Raw genomic sequence first — 13,762 nt, 5'->3', positions numbered from 1 at the left:
TTGGTGGTTATGAACGATTTCAGTGAATTCAAGCAGAAATTCAGGCACTTTTCAAAATTGTGCACAGAGGATTATCTCATTCGTTATGCGAACAAGGGACTATACAAAAGAGCACTTAAAGAGCTGGATCAAGGTGTACAGGTACAGTACACCTGGAATACAGCTTCAGTAAACTGTCAGCTAAGTGAGGGTATCGAGTGTACCCTCTATGCTACGCTGGATGAATGGCAGTGTTCCTGTCCCTCGGAGAATATCTGTAAGCATGTATTGATTGCGATTCTGTATGACCAGCGCCAGCAGATAACTGAAAACATTGCTATGGGCGAGGATATTGTGGAAACTGTGGAAGTTGCAAAGCCTTCAGCGGACATTCCTGCATCTTCCCCGTCAGCCTTGGATGTGAAACCACCTTCTGCTGATTTCGCAGATCCTGACACTTCCAAAGAGTATAGGCCCGCGGGACAGGATAAGCTTCATCAGGTTAAAGAGTCAGACAAACCGGATTACGGTCTGCAACCTCATTCGCCGGAGACAAATGTCCGTTTTCGCTGGATGCTTGAAGCCGATCTGACTCCCATCCTGAAATCATATACTTCCACGATGGTTGAAGAGGTCGTTTTTCGTTTACGCTATCCCGAGGACATTCAAATCATGGAAGACACGCTGCTCACCGTACATTTAAAAAGTCAGAATATAGAGGTGTCCTTCACAGAAGAACCTCAGCTGACCAATGCTTTATGCAAGTTAAAGCAGACCGCGGGAAAAATGGCCAAGCTTGAAGCTTTGCTGAGATACCGTATGTATCATGGGGCGGATGATACGGACGCTTTGAGTGTCCGCGCATACGAGCCCAAGTTCTCCCTTCAAACGGTTCAGGAGTGCCGGGGCATGTTGGCTGGTATGCTTAAGACAGGGCTTGCCAGACTGCCTCAGTCATATAATGCGCAATTGGAGACACTGGCCATTGCTGCACATAGCGGTGGCCTTCCAGAGATTGAACGTAGTTTGCGTGGCATTCAGGGAGAGCTCCATCTGTTTTTCAAACGTCATGTACGTTTCTCCATGCAGGCGATGCTGGATCGTATAAGCAAGCTGTATCTCGCGCTAGAAGTGCTTGAACAAGGCGAGATTCCTGTTAGGCAGCAGAGTCAGCTGGTTGGCAGTTTCCGAAGTAAGTACTTTACCGTGCCTTCACTTCATCTCTATGGGCTAGGCGCAGACTCTTGGGAGACACGGTCAGGATTTCGCGGAATTACGTATTATTTCTATTGCTTTGATGATAGGCAGATTTATACGTACAGTGATGTACGCGCGGTGTATTACGAGGATCAACAATTCTCGTATGCCGAGCATTATGCATCGTTTACTCCCTGGTTGCCAAGTTTGACATTTAGTCAATTTACGGGAGAAGAAATTCAGTTTCAGTCGGTTAAAGTGAATGAAGAACGACGAATTTCTTCAGGTGATGGGGCGAAGTTAACTGTTTTACCACGAACCCGTGTGAATGAGGTTCATTTTGGAGAGTACCTGATAGACATACCTGCAGCACTTCAACAGGAGCCCGATTCTATTGATCTATTCACTGAGCCAAAAGAACGGTTGGCATTAATCGAGGTTGCCCGTATTACAGAGCATAGCTTCAATAAACAAACGCAGGATCTGATTCTTATGGTTGAGAATATTGAGGGGGCATGCTTGCCTCTCACCCTGCCTTACTCATCGGATTGGCAGTCTATGATTAACAGACTGGAATCAGGATTGGGTTCTCAAAAACTGGAACATTTTTATGCATTTGTTCGAATAGAAACGAAACGTATTAGTCCAATCAGTTTTCTAAAGGGCCAGACGTTGCTAAGCTTGAAGTTGGATTCCAGTAGTGGAAGGTTGGGACGTTTTGGAAGAAGATAGTGGATTGATACAGCAGTTATCGGATTGTTCTGAAGAATTACTCCTTCGGGGGTTATCTCAATTTTCGATTAGAGATACCCAACTGCTTGAGCAACTGGGTACCAATGCGCAGCGATTGCAGATGCATTTCCTGTATGAATTGATCAGCGGTGTTCTAGAGGCAGGACGCAAAGTGGCACTAGGCGAAGGACAAGAGGAACAGCTCTTGGATCAATATTGTCGTCTGACTCAATATGTTCAGCTTAGTAAGCAATCACAAACATGATCTCTCTAGTTAAATTTTCTGAACGTTAAGTCTGGCTTTGAAAACGATGAAACAGGGTTAAGTACTGTACAAAGCTATAGTATGAAGTAATTATTGGACTGATTTTAGTCCTAATTCGATAGAATAATCTAAAAAAGTTGCAGGTGGCTGAGCCCCTGCGATTTTTTTGTTGTTGCATGTAAGTAAAAGTGATTTGATGAACGAATATATGTAGGAAGCTCATGTTTACGAGTATCGATGCAGTTATACGATCTTTCTTCAGTTAAAGCACTAAATAAGCTTAGGCTACAGGGCAGTTTTACAAATATCGGTGAAGTTATTCAAGGCAAGTGGGAAACGAGCTTTAACCTGAACCAGCTTAACAGAAGTAAACGTGGACATGTAAACTTGGGTAAGAATGCAGGAGCACAAGTCGAGGCAACTCTTTCACCCATCGGTATTACGTTAACAGGCGAGGCTTTAGATATGATTCGTATGGAGGATTTGAAAATCGAATTACAGCTGAAGGACGGCACAAGAATGTCTGTTATAGCAGGTTTTACTCAACTGGATAATGATCTGGTCAAATGGATATCCTCTTAAACCATTCGCGTAGAAGACGTAAGCAATCTTTTAATCAATGTACAGAAGTTAAATTTAGAAGAGTAACAGGATGAAGTAGAGGTGTCACAATACATTTTCATGTCATATCCCGAGTTATGTTGCATACCATTAGGCGAATGCGGTCATAAGGGAGGAAGCGGAGATGTCGATGAGTGAACCGCTATTACTGCAAATTGTAAATCAACATATTCCGGCGGGGGCAACGGTCATTACCATTGATAAACCAATTCAGCATCCAGCGATCTATGCGGCCGATCTTACTGGCGACGGAATGCCTGAAATTTCTGCTGTTTATCAATTGAATAGCGAGCTGTATCTGCTTATATTAAAATTCGTTCAAGGGCATTGGATTAAAATGGCTTTAACAAAAGGACTAGGTTATGGCGTTACGTTGCTGACAGCAGCGCCTGTAACTTCAACGGCAAGAAATAATCTGATCGTAGGTTGGCAAATTGGAGCCATTTGGTCAAAACTCGCTGTATATGAGTGGACCGAATCCGGTCTTACGGACATTGCCCCAGACGATTTGTATTACAGCTACGCTGAGATTGTGGATATACCTGGCGTGCATGGGCGAGATGGGAAGGTAGAAATAGCGCTCTGGATTCATGACACTGGTGAAGCTTATCGAGTGGAAATTATTCGGTGGCAGCAGAATCAGTGGGTCCCAGCAACAGATGTATACCGAGCCTATTTTCCTAAAGTCGTGGAATATTATGAGCAGTTAACGAAGCAGTATCCCGATTATGTATTCTATTGGTATTATCTTGCGGATGCTCAGTTTCATGCTGGATCATATTCCGCGGCACTCACTTCGGTTCAGAAAGCGCTGCGCTTTCCGGAAGCGTATCCTTCAAGAGAGAACTTGCTTGAACTGGAGGATAAAATAAAGCAAGCGATGACGGCAACGGCAGGCACACATGCCAGAGTGACGACATGGTTATATCCCGTCTCTGTTCGAACAACAAGCGGGACGCGCTGGGGGTATATGGATGCACAGGGACATATCCGTCTAGAGCCGGTGCTAGAAGAAGCTCAGGCGTTTCAGCCTAACGGATTGGCGGTCGTCGTAAAGAATGGTCGAGCCGGTGTCATCAATCTTCAAGGGCAGTATGTAGTTCAGCCTGTGTATGATTCGATTAATTCTTTTTCCGAAGAGCGGGCCATGGCCATTGATTCTCAAGGGTTTAAAATGATCAATGAGCAAGGCATCGTGCTGACCAAACGAGCTTATCCGTTTATCGCAGATATGCATGAAGGCAGAGCCATGTTTTACGATAATAACCCAAATCAGACGAACGGCTCACCTAGCTTGTATGGATACCTGGATGCTTCAGGAAATGAAGTAATCCGAGCGCAATTCGCTTCAGCAAATGATTTTCAGCAGGGTAAAGCCGTTGTACAGATTAAGGATCAGGAATACGCCCTTATCGATCGGAACGGAAATCGACTAGCAACTTACCCATATGCCTTTGTAGGGCCGCTAGGGAATGGTTTGCTTGCTTTTCAAAAAGAATCCTCTGGCAAATATGGGTACATCGATGAACGAGGTAACATTCGTATTCAGCCTAAGTTTACTTCTGCATTTGCTTTTAACGATGGGCAGGCTATTGTGAATACGGCAGAGGATTACAAATCGAACTATGGCGTCATTAATATGCAGGGATCATTTGTGATTCAACCAGCCTATAACGATATTCGGGAGCTTGGGGAGAACAGGTACGCACTCGGGAAAGCCATTGATCCAGAACAGCCGTACATCGGCTCGGTGTATGCAATCGCTGAATTGAATGGCAGAATACTAACGGAGTTTATCTATCGTAATGTGGAAAATTACAAACACGGTCTTGCATCCGCATCAGACGGAAATCAGACGTATCTTCTGGATTTGAGCGGCAGACCGGCTCCAGGATATCCTCGTGTAACAGGGGCAGGGTCGATGGAAGTTGTGGCTCCGGATTTGATTAAAGTGTTTTTGGATCAACGTTTATCCTATGTGAACCGGGCTGGACAGGTGATTTGGCAACAGAATACGATCGTACCGTTACAACCGCCTTATCAGGTGCGTGAGGAGAAGTATAAACCCAACCGGGATTATCTCGTTTATTATCCGCAGGTGGACGGCTTAGCCAATCAGACAGAGCAGGGTAAGCTTAATGCTAAGCTGAAAGAACTTTCCCAAGTTAAACCGGTTCCTGCAGATCAGCAACTGGATTATACCTATACCGGTGATTTTGATATAACTTTCTATCAGAAGCAATTGCTCCAACTGCAGTTGACGGGTTATAACTATCCAGCAGGAGCCGCACATGGGATGCCAACGATGGTGTATGCCATTATTAATCTATCCGACGGTCAGCTCTATGAATTGAAGGATCTGTTTAAGCCGGATAGTGATTATGTGAAGGTATTAAGCCAAATTGTAGGGGACCAGATCAAAAATGATCCGCAGTATTCGTATGTTTTTCCAGATACGTACACTGGAATAAGTGCGGAACAGCCTTTTTTTGTGACAGCAGACGCATTACATCTGTACTTCAACCCTTATGATATTGCGCCATATGCTGCGGGATTCCCGACATTTACGATCCCGTTTAGTCAGATCATGAGCATCATTAATACAGAAGGATCATTCTGGAAAGCATTTCATTGATTATTGTAAGGAGCAGGGTATATAAACTTCCAGGCCATATGTGTAATATGGCTTTTTCTTTATTTTGGAAGTTACAGAAGAGAGGGGTTACGCGAAAAGGCGAAGTCTAAACGTATTAAACGTATCTATATATAATAGTTAATTATTTCACAAAGTGGGAAGAAAGATATTTGGGAGACAAAAATGAATAATATGAACCAAATGGTATATATTTCTTGTATAATATAAATAACCATGCATCAAGGTATGACAACATAGTTTGGAGGAAATGATTTTGTACAAATCAGGTTTTTGGATTAGGCTTGCAGCAAGTTTCTTGGATGGACTTATTATTGGGATACCAACAGTAATCATCGCAGGTGTGCTCACTGGTAATTATGATTCAGATGAACCAATTGCGCAGATATTAAGTTCGTTATATGCGATTTTTTTACCTGTTTATTGGTATGGCCGAACGGTTGGTAAACGAATTTGCGGGATTCGAATTCAAATTTATGACACACAAGAACCACCTAAAATTACTACAATGTTAATGCGAGTTTTAGTTGCTGGACTTGTGTACGTATTGACGCTAGGTATTGGAATTATTGTGAGCGCGTTTATGGTTGGAATGCGAGAGGATCGTCGTGCAATACATGATTTTATAGCAGGAACAGAAGTTGTGTGGGATTAAGTAAAAAAAGAAGCAGAACCGTAATGGGATATATAAATTCATAGCGGTTCTTTTAATTTCCTAATTACTGTTTCACAAAACTCGTATTTTGTACATATGTTTATACCTTTAATTCATCCGTAGTATTGCTCAAAGCAGGCATCCCAGCTTATCCTCCACCAGATTGGCATATTGCTTGTACTTCTCTTCACCCGTTACATGATACATCTGCCAAAGCATACCGCCCCAGAAGCCGTTGGTCCACCAGCTGATGCCATCCGCGTCGTTGCCGTTGGGGTTGTGCCTTGCACGGTCATCATGCACCCCGTCCTGCGTGGTATACGGAATTTTATCACGTGATTTGTCGCTTACCCAATCCATTTTGTCCGTCAGCTTTTGAATAACCTGGTCGACCCAGGGTTTAGTTTGTTCTAAGACCTGCATTATTGTTCTCCTGCCTTTTCCTTGGAATCATATTCACGGTTCATTGTCCGGGTTCATTCGAATAATTGAAACAAAACCGTATTCACTCTTCACATAGACATCATACGCGCAATCAATCTTCTTCCACCAAGCCCGCGCTCCATTTAATGCGTACGACCAGATCCAATGGACTTTGCACATCCGCTCGCCTCCTTCAAAAATAGTTTTATATTAATATGACGGATTGTCAATCCAAGAGCGACAGTTCCTCTGAAAAGGATTCGTGCCCCCTTGGGAATTTTGTGCTGCGGAAACGGAGGCCTTACGTGCTGGACATAGCCCTCTTGAGCTTTCTCCGCGCCGTAGGGGGTGTTCTACTGCATTTCGGCCAAGTTCCCGGCCATGGGTCTTTTTTATCCAGCGGGTGTCGCACTTTATATTATAATCCGTCATCAAAACACAAAAATACGAAAGAACCTTTCATATGAAACATAAGAAAGGTCCTAAATAGTTCTACAACAAACGTCAATTTGAGCTGATCTCATTCGGAACAAAATCAGGATCTTAGACTAAACTATATCTTCCGATACTCTTTCGGAGAACAGCCACAGATGGAGTTGAATTTCTTATAGAAGAAACTGACATTCTCGTATCCGACGTGATTGGCTACTTCCGTAACGCTCATATTACTGTTAATCAGCAGCGTTTTGGCAAAACGAATCTTTTGTTGATGAAGCAATCCCATAAAGGACATGCCCGTATGTTTTTTCAGTTGTGAGGAGAGATAATTGGCATTGATATTAAAATAGGCTGCGGTCGAACTTAAAGTGCAATTTTTGTAATTCTCTTCAATATAACGCAAAATCGGAACGATAGGACTTTTCTTTAGGCGATTATCCTGTTTATCGGAATCGTTCTCGTATACATCGATGAGCTCCATCATAATTAACGAGAAAAGGGAGTCCAGCATCTCACCAGAACGAGTGCACGGGTCGAACCATTCGCAGAAAAACTCGTTCATAAAAACCGGGAGTCTTCTGCTATTCTCGGAGGGAAACAAGATGAAGCTGTCATGTGCATTGCCTTCGGTAATGGAATTGATAAAGAAGCTAGACAAGGGACTGTCTGATGAAATTCGATTAAAAAAATTACTGTTGAAATATTCTTTTCTAATAATGATGTTGATCAGAATATCTGACTCACCGAGAGGTTCAATCCGATGAACGGTGTCCGAATCTACAAGTAGAATTTGGCCTTTTTTCAATGAGTAGATATTGTTGTTAATAATCTGAGTGCAGGAACCATCATACATATAGTTGATTTCAATCCAGTCATGAAAATGAAGAGGATAGGACTGAAACCGCGAGTGCTTCTTCACAACGATGTCAGGCGAAATCGTAAACAACTCGGCATGATCTTTAATCAATAACTTGGCAACTCGCTTACGATCTCTGAACATATATAGAAACTCAAGCGGTTTAAGAGAAGGGATGCCCTGGCGATACAACTCTTCGCTTGGGGTCAATGCTCGCAAAGATGTATCTAAGTCTTGTGGAGTCATACCCAGTTTCTCCTCTCATCAATGAATTACATGCTAATCTATGCTATCTGGAAACTCTTTCGTTTGTACTTTTACGATTATAAAATGCTTTGGTTCAATTTGTATATCTTGAAATATGACAACCAAGAAGCAGTTATTTTGTAATTGTCACAAAACACTGCTTCTTCGGATTGCTTCTATTCTAATTGAAATTGAACACAGGTGTCATTGTCCGAACTGTTGCCAATATATACTTCAAAATAACCTGGCTCTGCCTCATACTTCATACTCTTGGTATGAAATTTCAGCATCTCTTCTGTGATTTTGAAAGTGATTTGTTTGGTTTCGCCAGGCATCAGGCGAATCTTCTGGAAACCTCGCAATTCCTTGACCGGACGCACGACGCTCCCCACAAGATCACGAATGTAGAGCTGAACTACTTCCTGCCCCTCAACTTCACTTGAGTTATGCACCTCAACCGTAGCTTCAATTACATCTCCAGCATGCATAGTAGTATCGCTTAATCTTAGGTTAGTGTAATCCGCAACATGGTATGACAAGCCGAATCCAAAAGGATACAACGGTTCATTCGGACTATCTAAATAACGTGAAGTAAAGCGAAGGCTATGTGTAGAGCCGTTCGACGGTCTACCCGTGTTAAATCCATTGTAATAGACCGGAACCTGACCTACGGTATAAGGAAAACTCATCGTTAACCGGCCCGAAGGATTCACATGTCCCGTGACTAAATCTACAATAGCATGCCCTCCTTCTGTACCCGGGAACCAGCATTCCAGTATCGCATCTACTCGATCTTTGATATCCGTGAGCACTAAAGGTCTGCCATTAAAGAGTAGCAGTACGGAACGTTTAACCCATGGCAGTACTTCGTTCATAAAATCCGTTTGAATTTTAGGTAAGGTCAGATCTGTTCTGCTTCCGGCCTCGCCGCTTTGCAAGGTATGTTCTCCCATCGCAAATATAACAACATCAGCCCATTTCGCAAGTTCAATAGCCTTGTTTGTTTCCTCTTCTCTAGCCTCGGCGGTATTTAGTACATTCGCTTCGGAAGCAAAGAAACCAAAGTCGCCGAGTCCATCCAAACTTTCTAATAACGCACATCCCTGTGTATACTTGAATCTATCCGAATCCATAATTTCTTCAAAAGCCGTTTTCACCGTAATGACCTGACTTTTGTCTCCATATACCGCCCATAATCCGTTCAACTCCTGGCTGTTCGCATATGGCCCGATCAGAGCCACTTTAGTTTCATTGGTGAGTGGTAACGTATTCTTCGAGTTCTGAAGCAAAACAAGAGATTCGGTCGCTGCTTTTCTGGATAGGCTTATACTTTCATGATTTTTTTTCAGCTCTTGTTCCTTGGCTATGCTGGCACCTCTGAATGGGTCCTCGAACAATCCCAGTTTATTTTTCAGTTTCAATACACGAAGAACAGCTGCATCCAGCTTTTGCTGACTTATTGCTCCATCCTCCAGCAACAGCTTAAGCTGATTCGCATAACAGGAGGTCTTCATATCAATATCAACGCTAGCCTCCATCGCCAGTCTGGCAGCGTGCTTCTCGTTCTCCGCTACACCATGGGCAATGAGTTCAGAGATGGCTGCATAATCTGTGATCAACACGCCATCAAAGCCCCATTCCTTACGCAGCACTTCATCCATCAACCACTGATTGGCAGTTGCTGGAATCTCGTCAACGGTGTTAAAGGAGGTCATAACCAATTCACAGCCTGCATCCACCGCGGCTTTATACGGTGGCAGATACTCTTCACGCAGCCTTCTTTCGGACATATCTACCGTGTTATAGTCACGTCCACCTTCTGGAGCACCGTACGCAGCATAATGTTTCACGCAGGAAGCCAAGCTCTCGCCAGGTGTAAAATCACCTTGGAATCCTTCTACCATGGCCTTGGCAAATACACTATTCAAATAGGTATCTTCTCCAGTAGATTCCATGCTCCGCCCCCATCTAGCATCGCGAACCACATCTACCATTGGTGCAAAGGTAACATGCGCACCTGCTGCGCATGCTTCCTTAGCGGTAAGGCGATTACACCATTTCACAAGCTCAGGATTCCAGCTACTGCCTAATGCCAGTGGGATGGGAAAAACCGTTTTGTACCCATATACGATATCAGCCATAAATAATAACGGAATCTTGTGGCGACTTCGTTCCATATAATCACGTTGTATGGTAGTAACCTTCTCTGCCCCTAATACATTGAGTACAGACCCGGTTAATTGTACCATTTCTTGCGTGATTCCCAGCTTTTCCATCGGCCCGACTGCCATTGCTCCTGCATTAAAGAAGTCTCCGGAAAGCTGAATGAGTTGTCCAATCTTCTCCTCAATGGTGAGTGTATTTAATAAATTCAGTAATTGCGTATTATGCATTTTGTTGTGTTCCCCATATCTTTAATTTTCATCAAGCATCCGGTCGTTGTATCCAAAGAGGTATGTTCCTACGAATGCTCCAACAAAGCCAACGATGGCTGCAATCAGCATGGAGATGCCACCTTTCAGGACAGCGATGGCCGGAAGGGTTAACACAGATACCGTGAACATGGCAGGATACTGAGCAGAAGCCAGACCTACAATAATGCCTCCGAGTCCGATGCTAGCACAAGCAATATAGAACGGTTTTTTGTACTTCAGATTGACGCCATAGATGGCAGGTTCCGTTACGCCTCCGACGATAGCTGAGAATGAAGATGAACCCGCAAATTCTTTCAATGTTCTGTTTTTCGTTTTCAAGAGCACCGCGAGCGCTGCTCCACCCATTGCAAAGTTGGTACCGATTGTAACCGGAAGCAAGGTGTCATAACCGTAGACTGCAAAATTATTCATAACGATTGGTACGAGTCCCCAGTGTGCGCCGAAAATAACCAGGATTGGCCATAATACCGCCAAAATCAGGCCTGCAACAGCTGGCATAAATTCATATAGAGCTGTATAGCCTGCTGCAACCGAGTCGCCTAACAAACTTGTTAATGGCCCAATCGCGATTAGTGAAGCGGGTACCATAATGGCAATACACAACACAGGCACGAAAATACCTTTAATCAGTTGAGGCATAATGTTGTTCAAAAACTTCTCTAGCTTAGATAAGATGTATACCGCCGCTATAACTGGAATGACGGATGATCCATAGTTAATGAGTTTAACTGGAATGCCTATGAATGAAATGGAGCTTCCTGCCGCTTGAAGAGCTACTAGGTTTGGATACAGGAATGCACCTGCAATGGCCAATGCGACCGATTGGTTAGCACCGAATTTTCTGGCAGAAGTAACCGCCAATATGACGGGCAGGAAGTAAAAGAATGCATCCGCCGCTGCATAGAGAACCGCATACGCACCACTTTCCGTTGACATCCAACCTAAGGTTGTGCACATGACGAGTATACCTTTAAGAATACCAGTACCCATCATACCTGCCATAATCGGTAGGAAAATGCTTGAGATCGTATCTAATAGAAGAGATAATCCCTTTTTCTCACTTGGTTCAGGTTGCTCGCTCTTTTCGTTAGTTTCGTTTTGACTGGGTGCAGCCTGCCCCTTCGAGCCCCTAACATTCTCCACAGCATTGAATACATGCTCTACATGTGTCCCCACAATAACCTGATATTGTCCTCCCGAATGTATTACGTTCAATATACCCTCGGTTTTCTTCAGCTTCTCTGTTTCGGCGACGCTTTCATCTCTAAGTACAAATCGAAGTCTGGTCACACAGTGAGTTAAGGACTGTATATTCTCTTCTCCACCCACCCCATCGTATATCGTTTTGGCAAGGGTACTGTAATCCCTTACATTTTGTTTATCTGCCATGTTACTTCCCCCTACTTCTCAATATCAAAACTGTTAATATGTTAGATTGTATCGATATAGCGCGTTCGGAATAATAACCAAATCACATGATTTCATTGACCATTTCACTGTATTTTATTTAAGCCATTTCAGTTATTCTAGGTGATATTCAATTTTATCCTAGGAGAACATATATGAAATTTAACAATCCCGTTATTTCAGGTTTCCACCCTGATCCCAGCATTTGTAATGTAGGCGAAGATTATTATTTAGTGAACAGTTCGTTTCATTACTTTCCAGGTGTGCCTATTTTTCATAGTCGAGATTTGGTGAATTGGCAGCAGATTGGTTATTGCTTAACCCGTCCAGAGCAGTTAAATCTCTCGAATCTCGACAGTTCAATGGGCATTTTTGCCCCAACCATTCGTTATCATGAAGGGACCTTTTACATGGTTACAACGTTGGTGTCTGGAAAAGGCAGCGATGGGTTTGGGAATTTCTATGTCCGTGCAAGCGATCCCTCAGTTCCATGGTCTGAACCCGTTTGGTTAGATTGGGAAGGAATAGATCCCTCTCTGTTGTTTGATGAAGATGGACGTGTATATATTACAGGAACCAATGCGTTTACCAACGAAGAAACAGGTATTTACCAAGCGGAAATCAACCTCCAGACGGGGAAGCTGTTGTCGGCTCGGCAACTCATATGGAAAGGAACCGGCGGGAAATCGCCCGAAGGCCCACACCTTTACAATATCCATGGTCAATACTATTTGATGATCTCCGAGGGAGGTACAGAGTACGGACATATGGTTACCGTTGCTCGCAGCGCTAATCCATTCGGCCCTTATGAGAGTGCCCCTAACAATCCTGTGTTAAGCCACCGCAGCACTGGACATCCGATTCAGGCTACAGGGCACGCAGATCTGATTGAAGCACATGACGGCAGCTGGTGGGCTGTTCTGCTCGGTATTCGTCCGATTTCCAGAAGACATCATTTAGGGAGAGAGACTATGCTGGCTCCCGTAACCTGGTCTGAGGATGGTTGGCCAATGCTGGGAGTAGATGGGCAGCTCCAAGACAACATGGCTGGCCCTGCTTTTGGCACGGAACAACTTCAGGTTCAAGAACCATTCGATGATTTTACTACACTCGAATTAAGTCATCGATGGAACTTCCTGCGTAATCCCGATCCTTCAGATTGGTCACTTACGGATCGTCCGGGCTGGTTAACATTGAAGGGTTCTCCGCTAACATTGAGCGATGTGGATTCACCGGCATTTATCGGTTGTCGTCAAAAGCATTTGGATTGCAATGTATCCACTCTGCTGGAGTTTGATCCCAAAGCGAATGAAGAAGCTGGACTTACGGTGTATATGAATGAGAAGCATCATTATGAAGTGGTGCTGGTACACGTGAATGGCAAGCGTTCTGTCCAGCTTCGTACGAGAGCAGGTTCCGTTTGCATGGTCGCAGCGCGGCAGGAATATGAAGGGAAAGAGATTGTCTTCGAGATCCAAGCTACGAAAGCACAATATACGTTCTCATATCGAGCGCCTCATGATCAGCAATCAACACTGCTTGGTCATGCGGAAACCAGCTTGTTATCCACTGAGGTTACCGGGGGCTTCACTGGTGTCTATTTCGGTCTCTATGCCACCGGAAACGGCGAAACGTCCGAAGCTCCAGCTCATTTTGACTGGTTTGATTACCAAACTTAAATTGAACGAAAAAACAACGAATGGCAGTCATTCGTTGTTTTTTTTCGTTATAGTATTCGCATTAAAGTTCAATGCTTCATACTACGCCATTCTTATATCTCATGCTCAGTTCGTGTACAATTCTCCTACTATGCATTATGTAATATATTCACATTTCAGATAAAATCAATTTCACC

11 protein-coding genes are annotated in these 13,762 nt (G+C 43.8%); 6 read left to right on the top strand and 5 right to left on the bottom strand.

Translation table 11 applies throughout. The annotated features are described in order from the left end of the window. The 5 genes from Q9R46_RS10840 to Q9R46_RS10820 all read left to right on the top strand — a co-directional run bounded on the left by Q9R46_RS10840 (position 1) and on the right by Q9R46_RS10820 (position 6,102). A complete protein-coding gene (locus Q9R46_RS10840) occupies positions 1 to 1,908 on the top strand; it encodes a hypothetical protein (protein WP_397386340.1) in 1,908 nt (635 codons plus the stop codon). Then, on the top strand, positions 1,895 to 2,173 hold the full coding sequence (locus Q9R46_RS10835; RefSeq protein WP_311280044.1) for a hypothetical protein: 279 nt from the start codon (positions 1,895 to 1,897) through the stop codon (positions 2,171 to 2,173). The genes Q9R46_RS10840 and Q9R46_RS10835 overlap by 14 nt, the downstream gene beginning before the upstream one ends. Before the next feature lie 237 nt (positions 2,174 to 2,410). Then, positions 2,411 to 2,755, top strand: a complete 345-nt coding sequence (locus Q9R46_RS10830; RefSeq protein ID WP_311280043.1) for a hypothetical protein — start codon at positions 2,411 to 2,413, stop codon at positions 2,753 to 2,755. Positions 2,756 to 2,918: 163 nt separating this feature from the next. Continuing rightward, the gene (locus Q9R46_RS10825; RefSeq protein WP_311280042.1) at positions 2,919 to 5,429 is read left to right on the top strand and encodes a WG repeat-containing protein; all 2,511 of its coding nucleotides are present in this window, start codon (positions 2,919 to 2,921) and stop codon (positions 5,427 to 5,429) included. Positions 5,430 to 5,697: 268 nt separating this feature from the next. Then, on the top strand, positions 5,698 to 6,102 hold the full coding sequence (locus Q9R46_RS10820) for an RDD family protein (RefSeq protein WP_145331267.1): 405 nt from the start codon (positions 5,698 to 5,700) through the stop codon (positions 6,100 to 6,102). 129 nt (positions 6,103 to 6,231) lie between these two features. Here Q9R46_RS10820 and Q9R46_RS10815 read toward each other — a convergent pair whose 3' ends face one another. The 5 genes from Q9R46_RS10815 to Q9R46_RS10795 form a co-directional block, all read right to left on the bottom strand. Beyond that, positions 6,232 to 6,525 (bottom strand): hypothetical protein, encoded by a 294-nt coding sequence (locus Q9R46_RS10815; protein ID WP_311280041.1) that lies wholly within the window; start codon positions 6,523 to 6,525, stop codon positions 6,232 to 6,234. A gap of 33 nt (positions 6,526 to 6,558) precedes the next feature. Then, on the bottom strand, positions 6,559 to 6,705 hold the full coding sequence (locus tag Q9R46_RS10810; protein WP_311280040.1) for a hypothetical protein: 147 nt from the start codon (positions 6,703 to 6,705) through the stop codon (positions 6,559 to 6,561). A gap of 373 nt (positions 6,706 to 7,078) precedes the next feature. Next, positions 7,079 to 8,065, bottom strand: a complete 987-nt coding sequence (locus tag Q9R46_RS10805) for an AraC family transcriptional regulator (protein WP_311280039.1) — start codon at positions 8,063 to 8,065, stop codon at positions 7,079 to 7,081. Positions 8,066 to 8,241: 176 nt separating this feature from the next. Further along, positions 8,242 to 10,458, bottom strand: coding sequence for a beta-glucosidase BglX (gene bglX / locus Q9R46_RS10800; protein WP_311280038.1), 2,217 nt, complete (start codon positions 10,456 to 10,458; stop codon positions 8,242 to 8,244). A 21-nt stretch (positions 10,459 to 10,479) separates the two neighbouring features. After that, complete coding sequence (locus Q9R46_RS10795; protein WP_311280037.1) at positions 10,480 to 11,889, bottom strand: PTS transporter subunit EIIC; 1,410 nt, start codon at positions 11,887 to 11,889, stop codon at positions 10,480 to 10,482. Between the two features lie 173 nt (positions 11,890 to 12,062). On the opposite strand from Q9R46_RS10795, the gene Q9R46_RS10790 reads away from it, so the two are divergent. Then, a complete protein-coding gene (locus Q9R46_RS10790; RefSeq protein WP_311280036.1) occupies positions 12,063 to 13,586 on the top strand; it encodes a glycoside hydrolase family 43 protein in 1,524 nt (507 codons plus the stop codon). Positions 13,587 to 13,762 lie beyond the last annotated feature (176 nt).

It is taken from the genome of Paenibacillus sp. RRE4 (assembly GCF_031844205.1).
Lineage (GTDB): Bacteria > Bacillota > Bacilli > Paenibacillales > Paenibacillaceae > Paenibacillus > Paenibacillus xylanexedens_B.
This window is presented reverse-complemented; position numbering and strand designations above follow the sequence as displayed.

Bases quoted from the DNA above. Each gene is read 5' to 3' on its own strand.
- Q9R46_RS10805 (WP_311280039.1), bottom strand. From the start codon at position 8,065: ATGACTCCACAAGACTTAGATACATCTTTGCGAGCATTGACCCCAAGC.
- Q9R46_RS10830 (WP_311280043.1), top strand. From the start codon at position 2,411: ATGCAGTTATACGATCTTTCTTCAGTTAAAGCACTAAATAAGCTTAGG.
- Q9R46_RS10820 (WP_145331267.1), top strand. From the start codon at position 5,698: ATGATTTTGTACAAATCAGGTTTTTGGATTAGGCTTGCAGCAAGTTTC.
- Q9R46_RS10825 (WP_311280042.1), top strand. From the start codon at position 2,919: ATGTCGATGAGTGAACCGCTATTACTGCAAATTGTAAATCAACATATT.
- bglX (WP_311280038.1), bottom strand. From the start codon at position 10,458: ATGCATAATACGCAATTACTGAATTTATTAAATACACTCACCATTGAG.
- Q9R46_RS10815 (WP_311280041.1), bottom strand. From the start codon at position 6,525: ATGCAGGTCTTAGAACAAACTAAACCCTGGGTCGACCAGGTTATTCAA.
- Q9R46_RS10795 (WP_311280037.1), bottom strand. From the start codon at position 11,889: ATGGCAGATAAACAAAATGTAAGGGATTACAGTACCCTTGCCAAAACG.
- Q9R46_RS10810 (WP_311280040.1), bottom strand. From the start codon at position 6,705: ATGTGCAAAGTCCATTGGATCTGGTCGTACGCATTAAATGGAGCGCGG.
- Q9R46_RS10790 (WP_311280036.1), top strand. From the start codon at position 12,063: ATGAAATTTAACAATCCCGTTATTTCAGGTTTCCACCCTGATCCCAGC.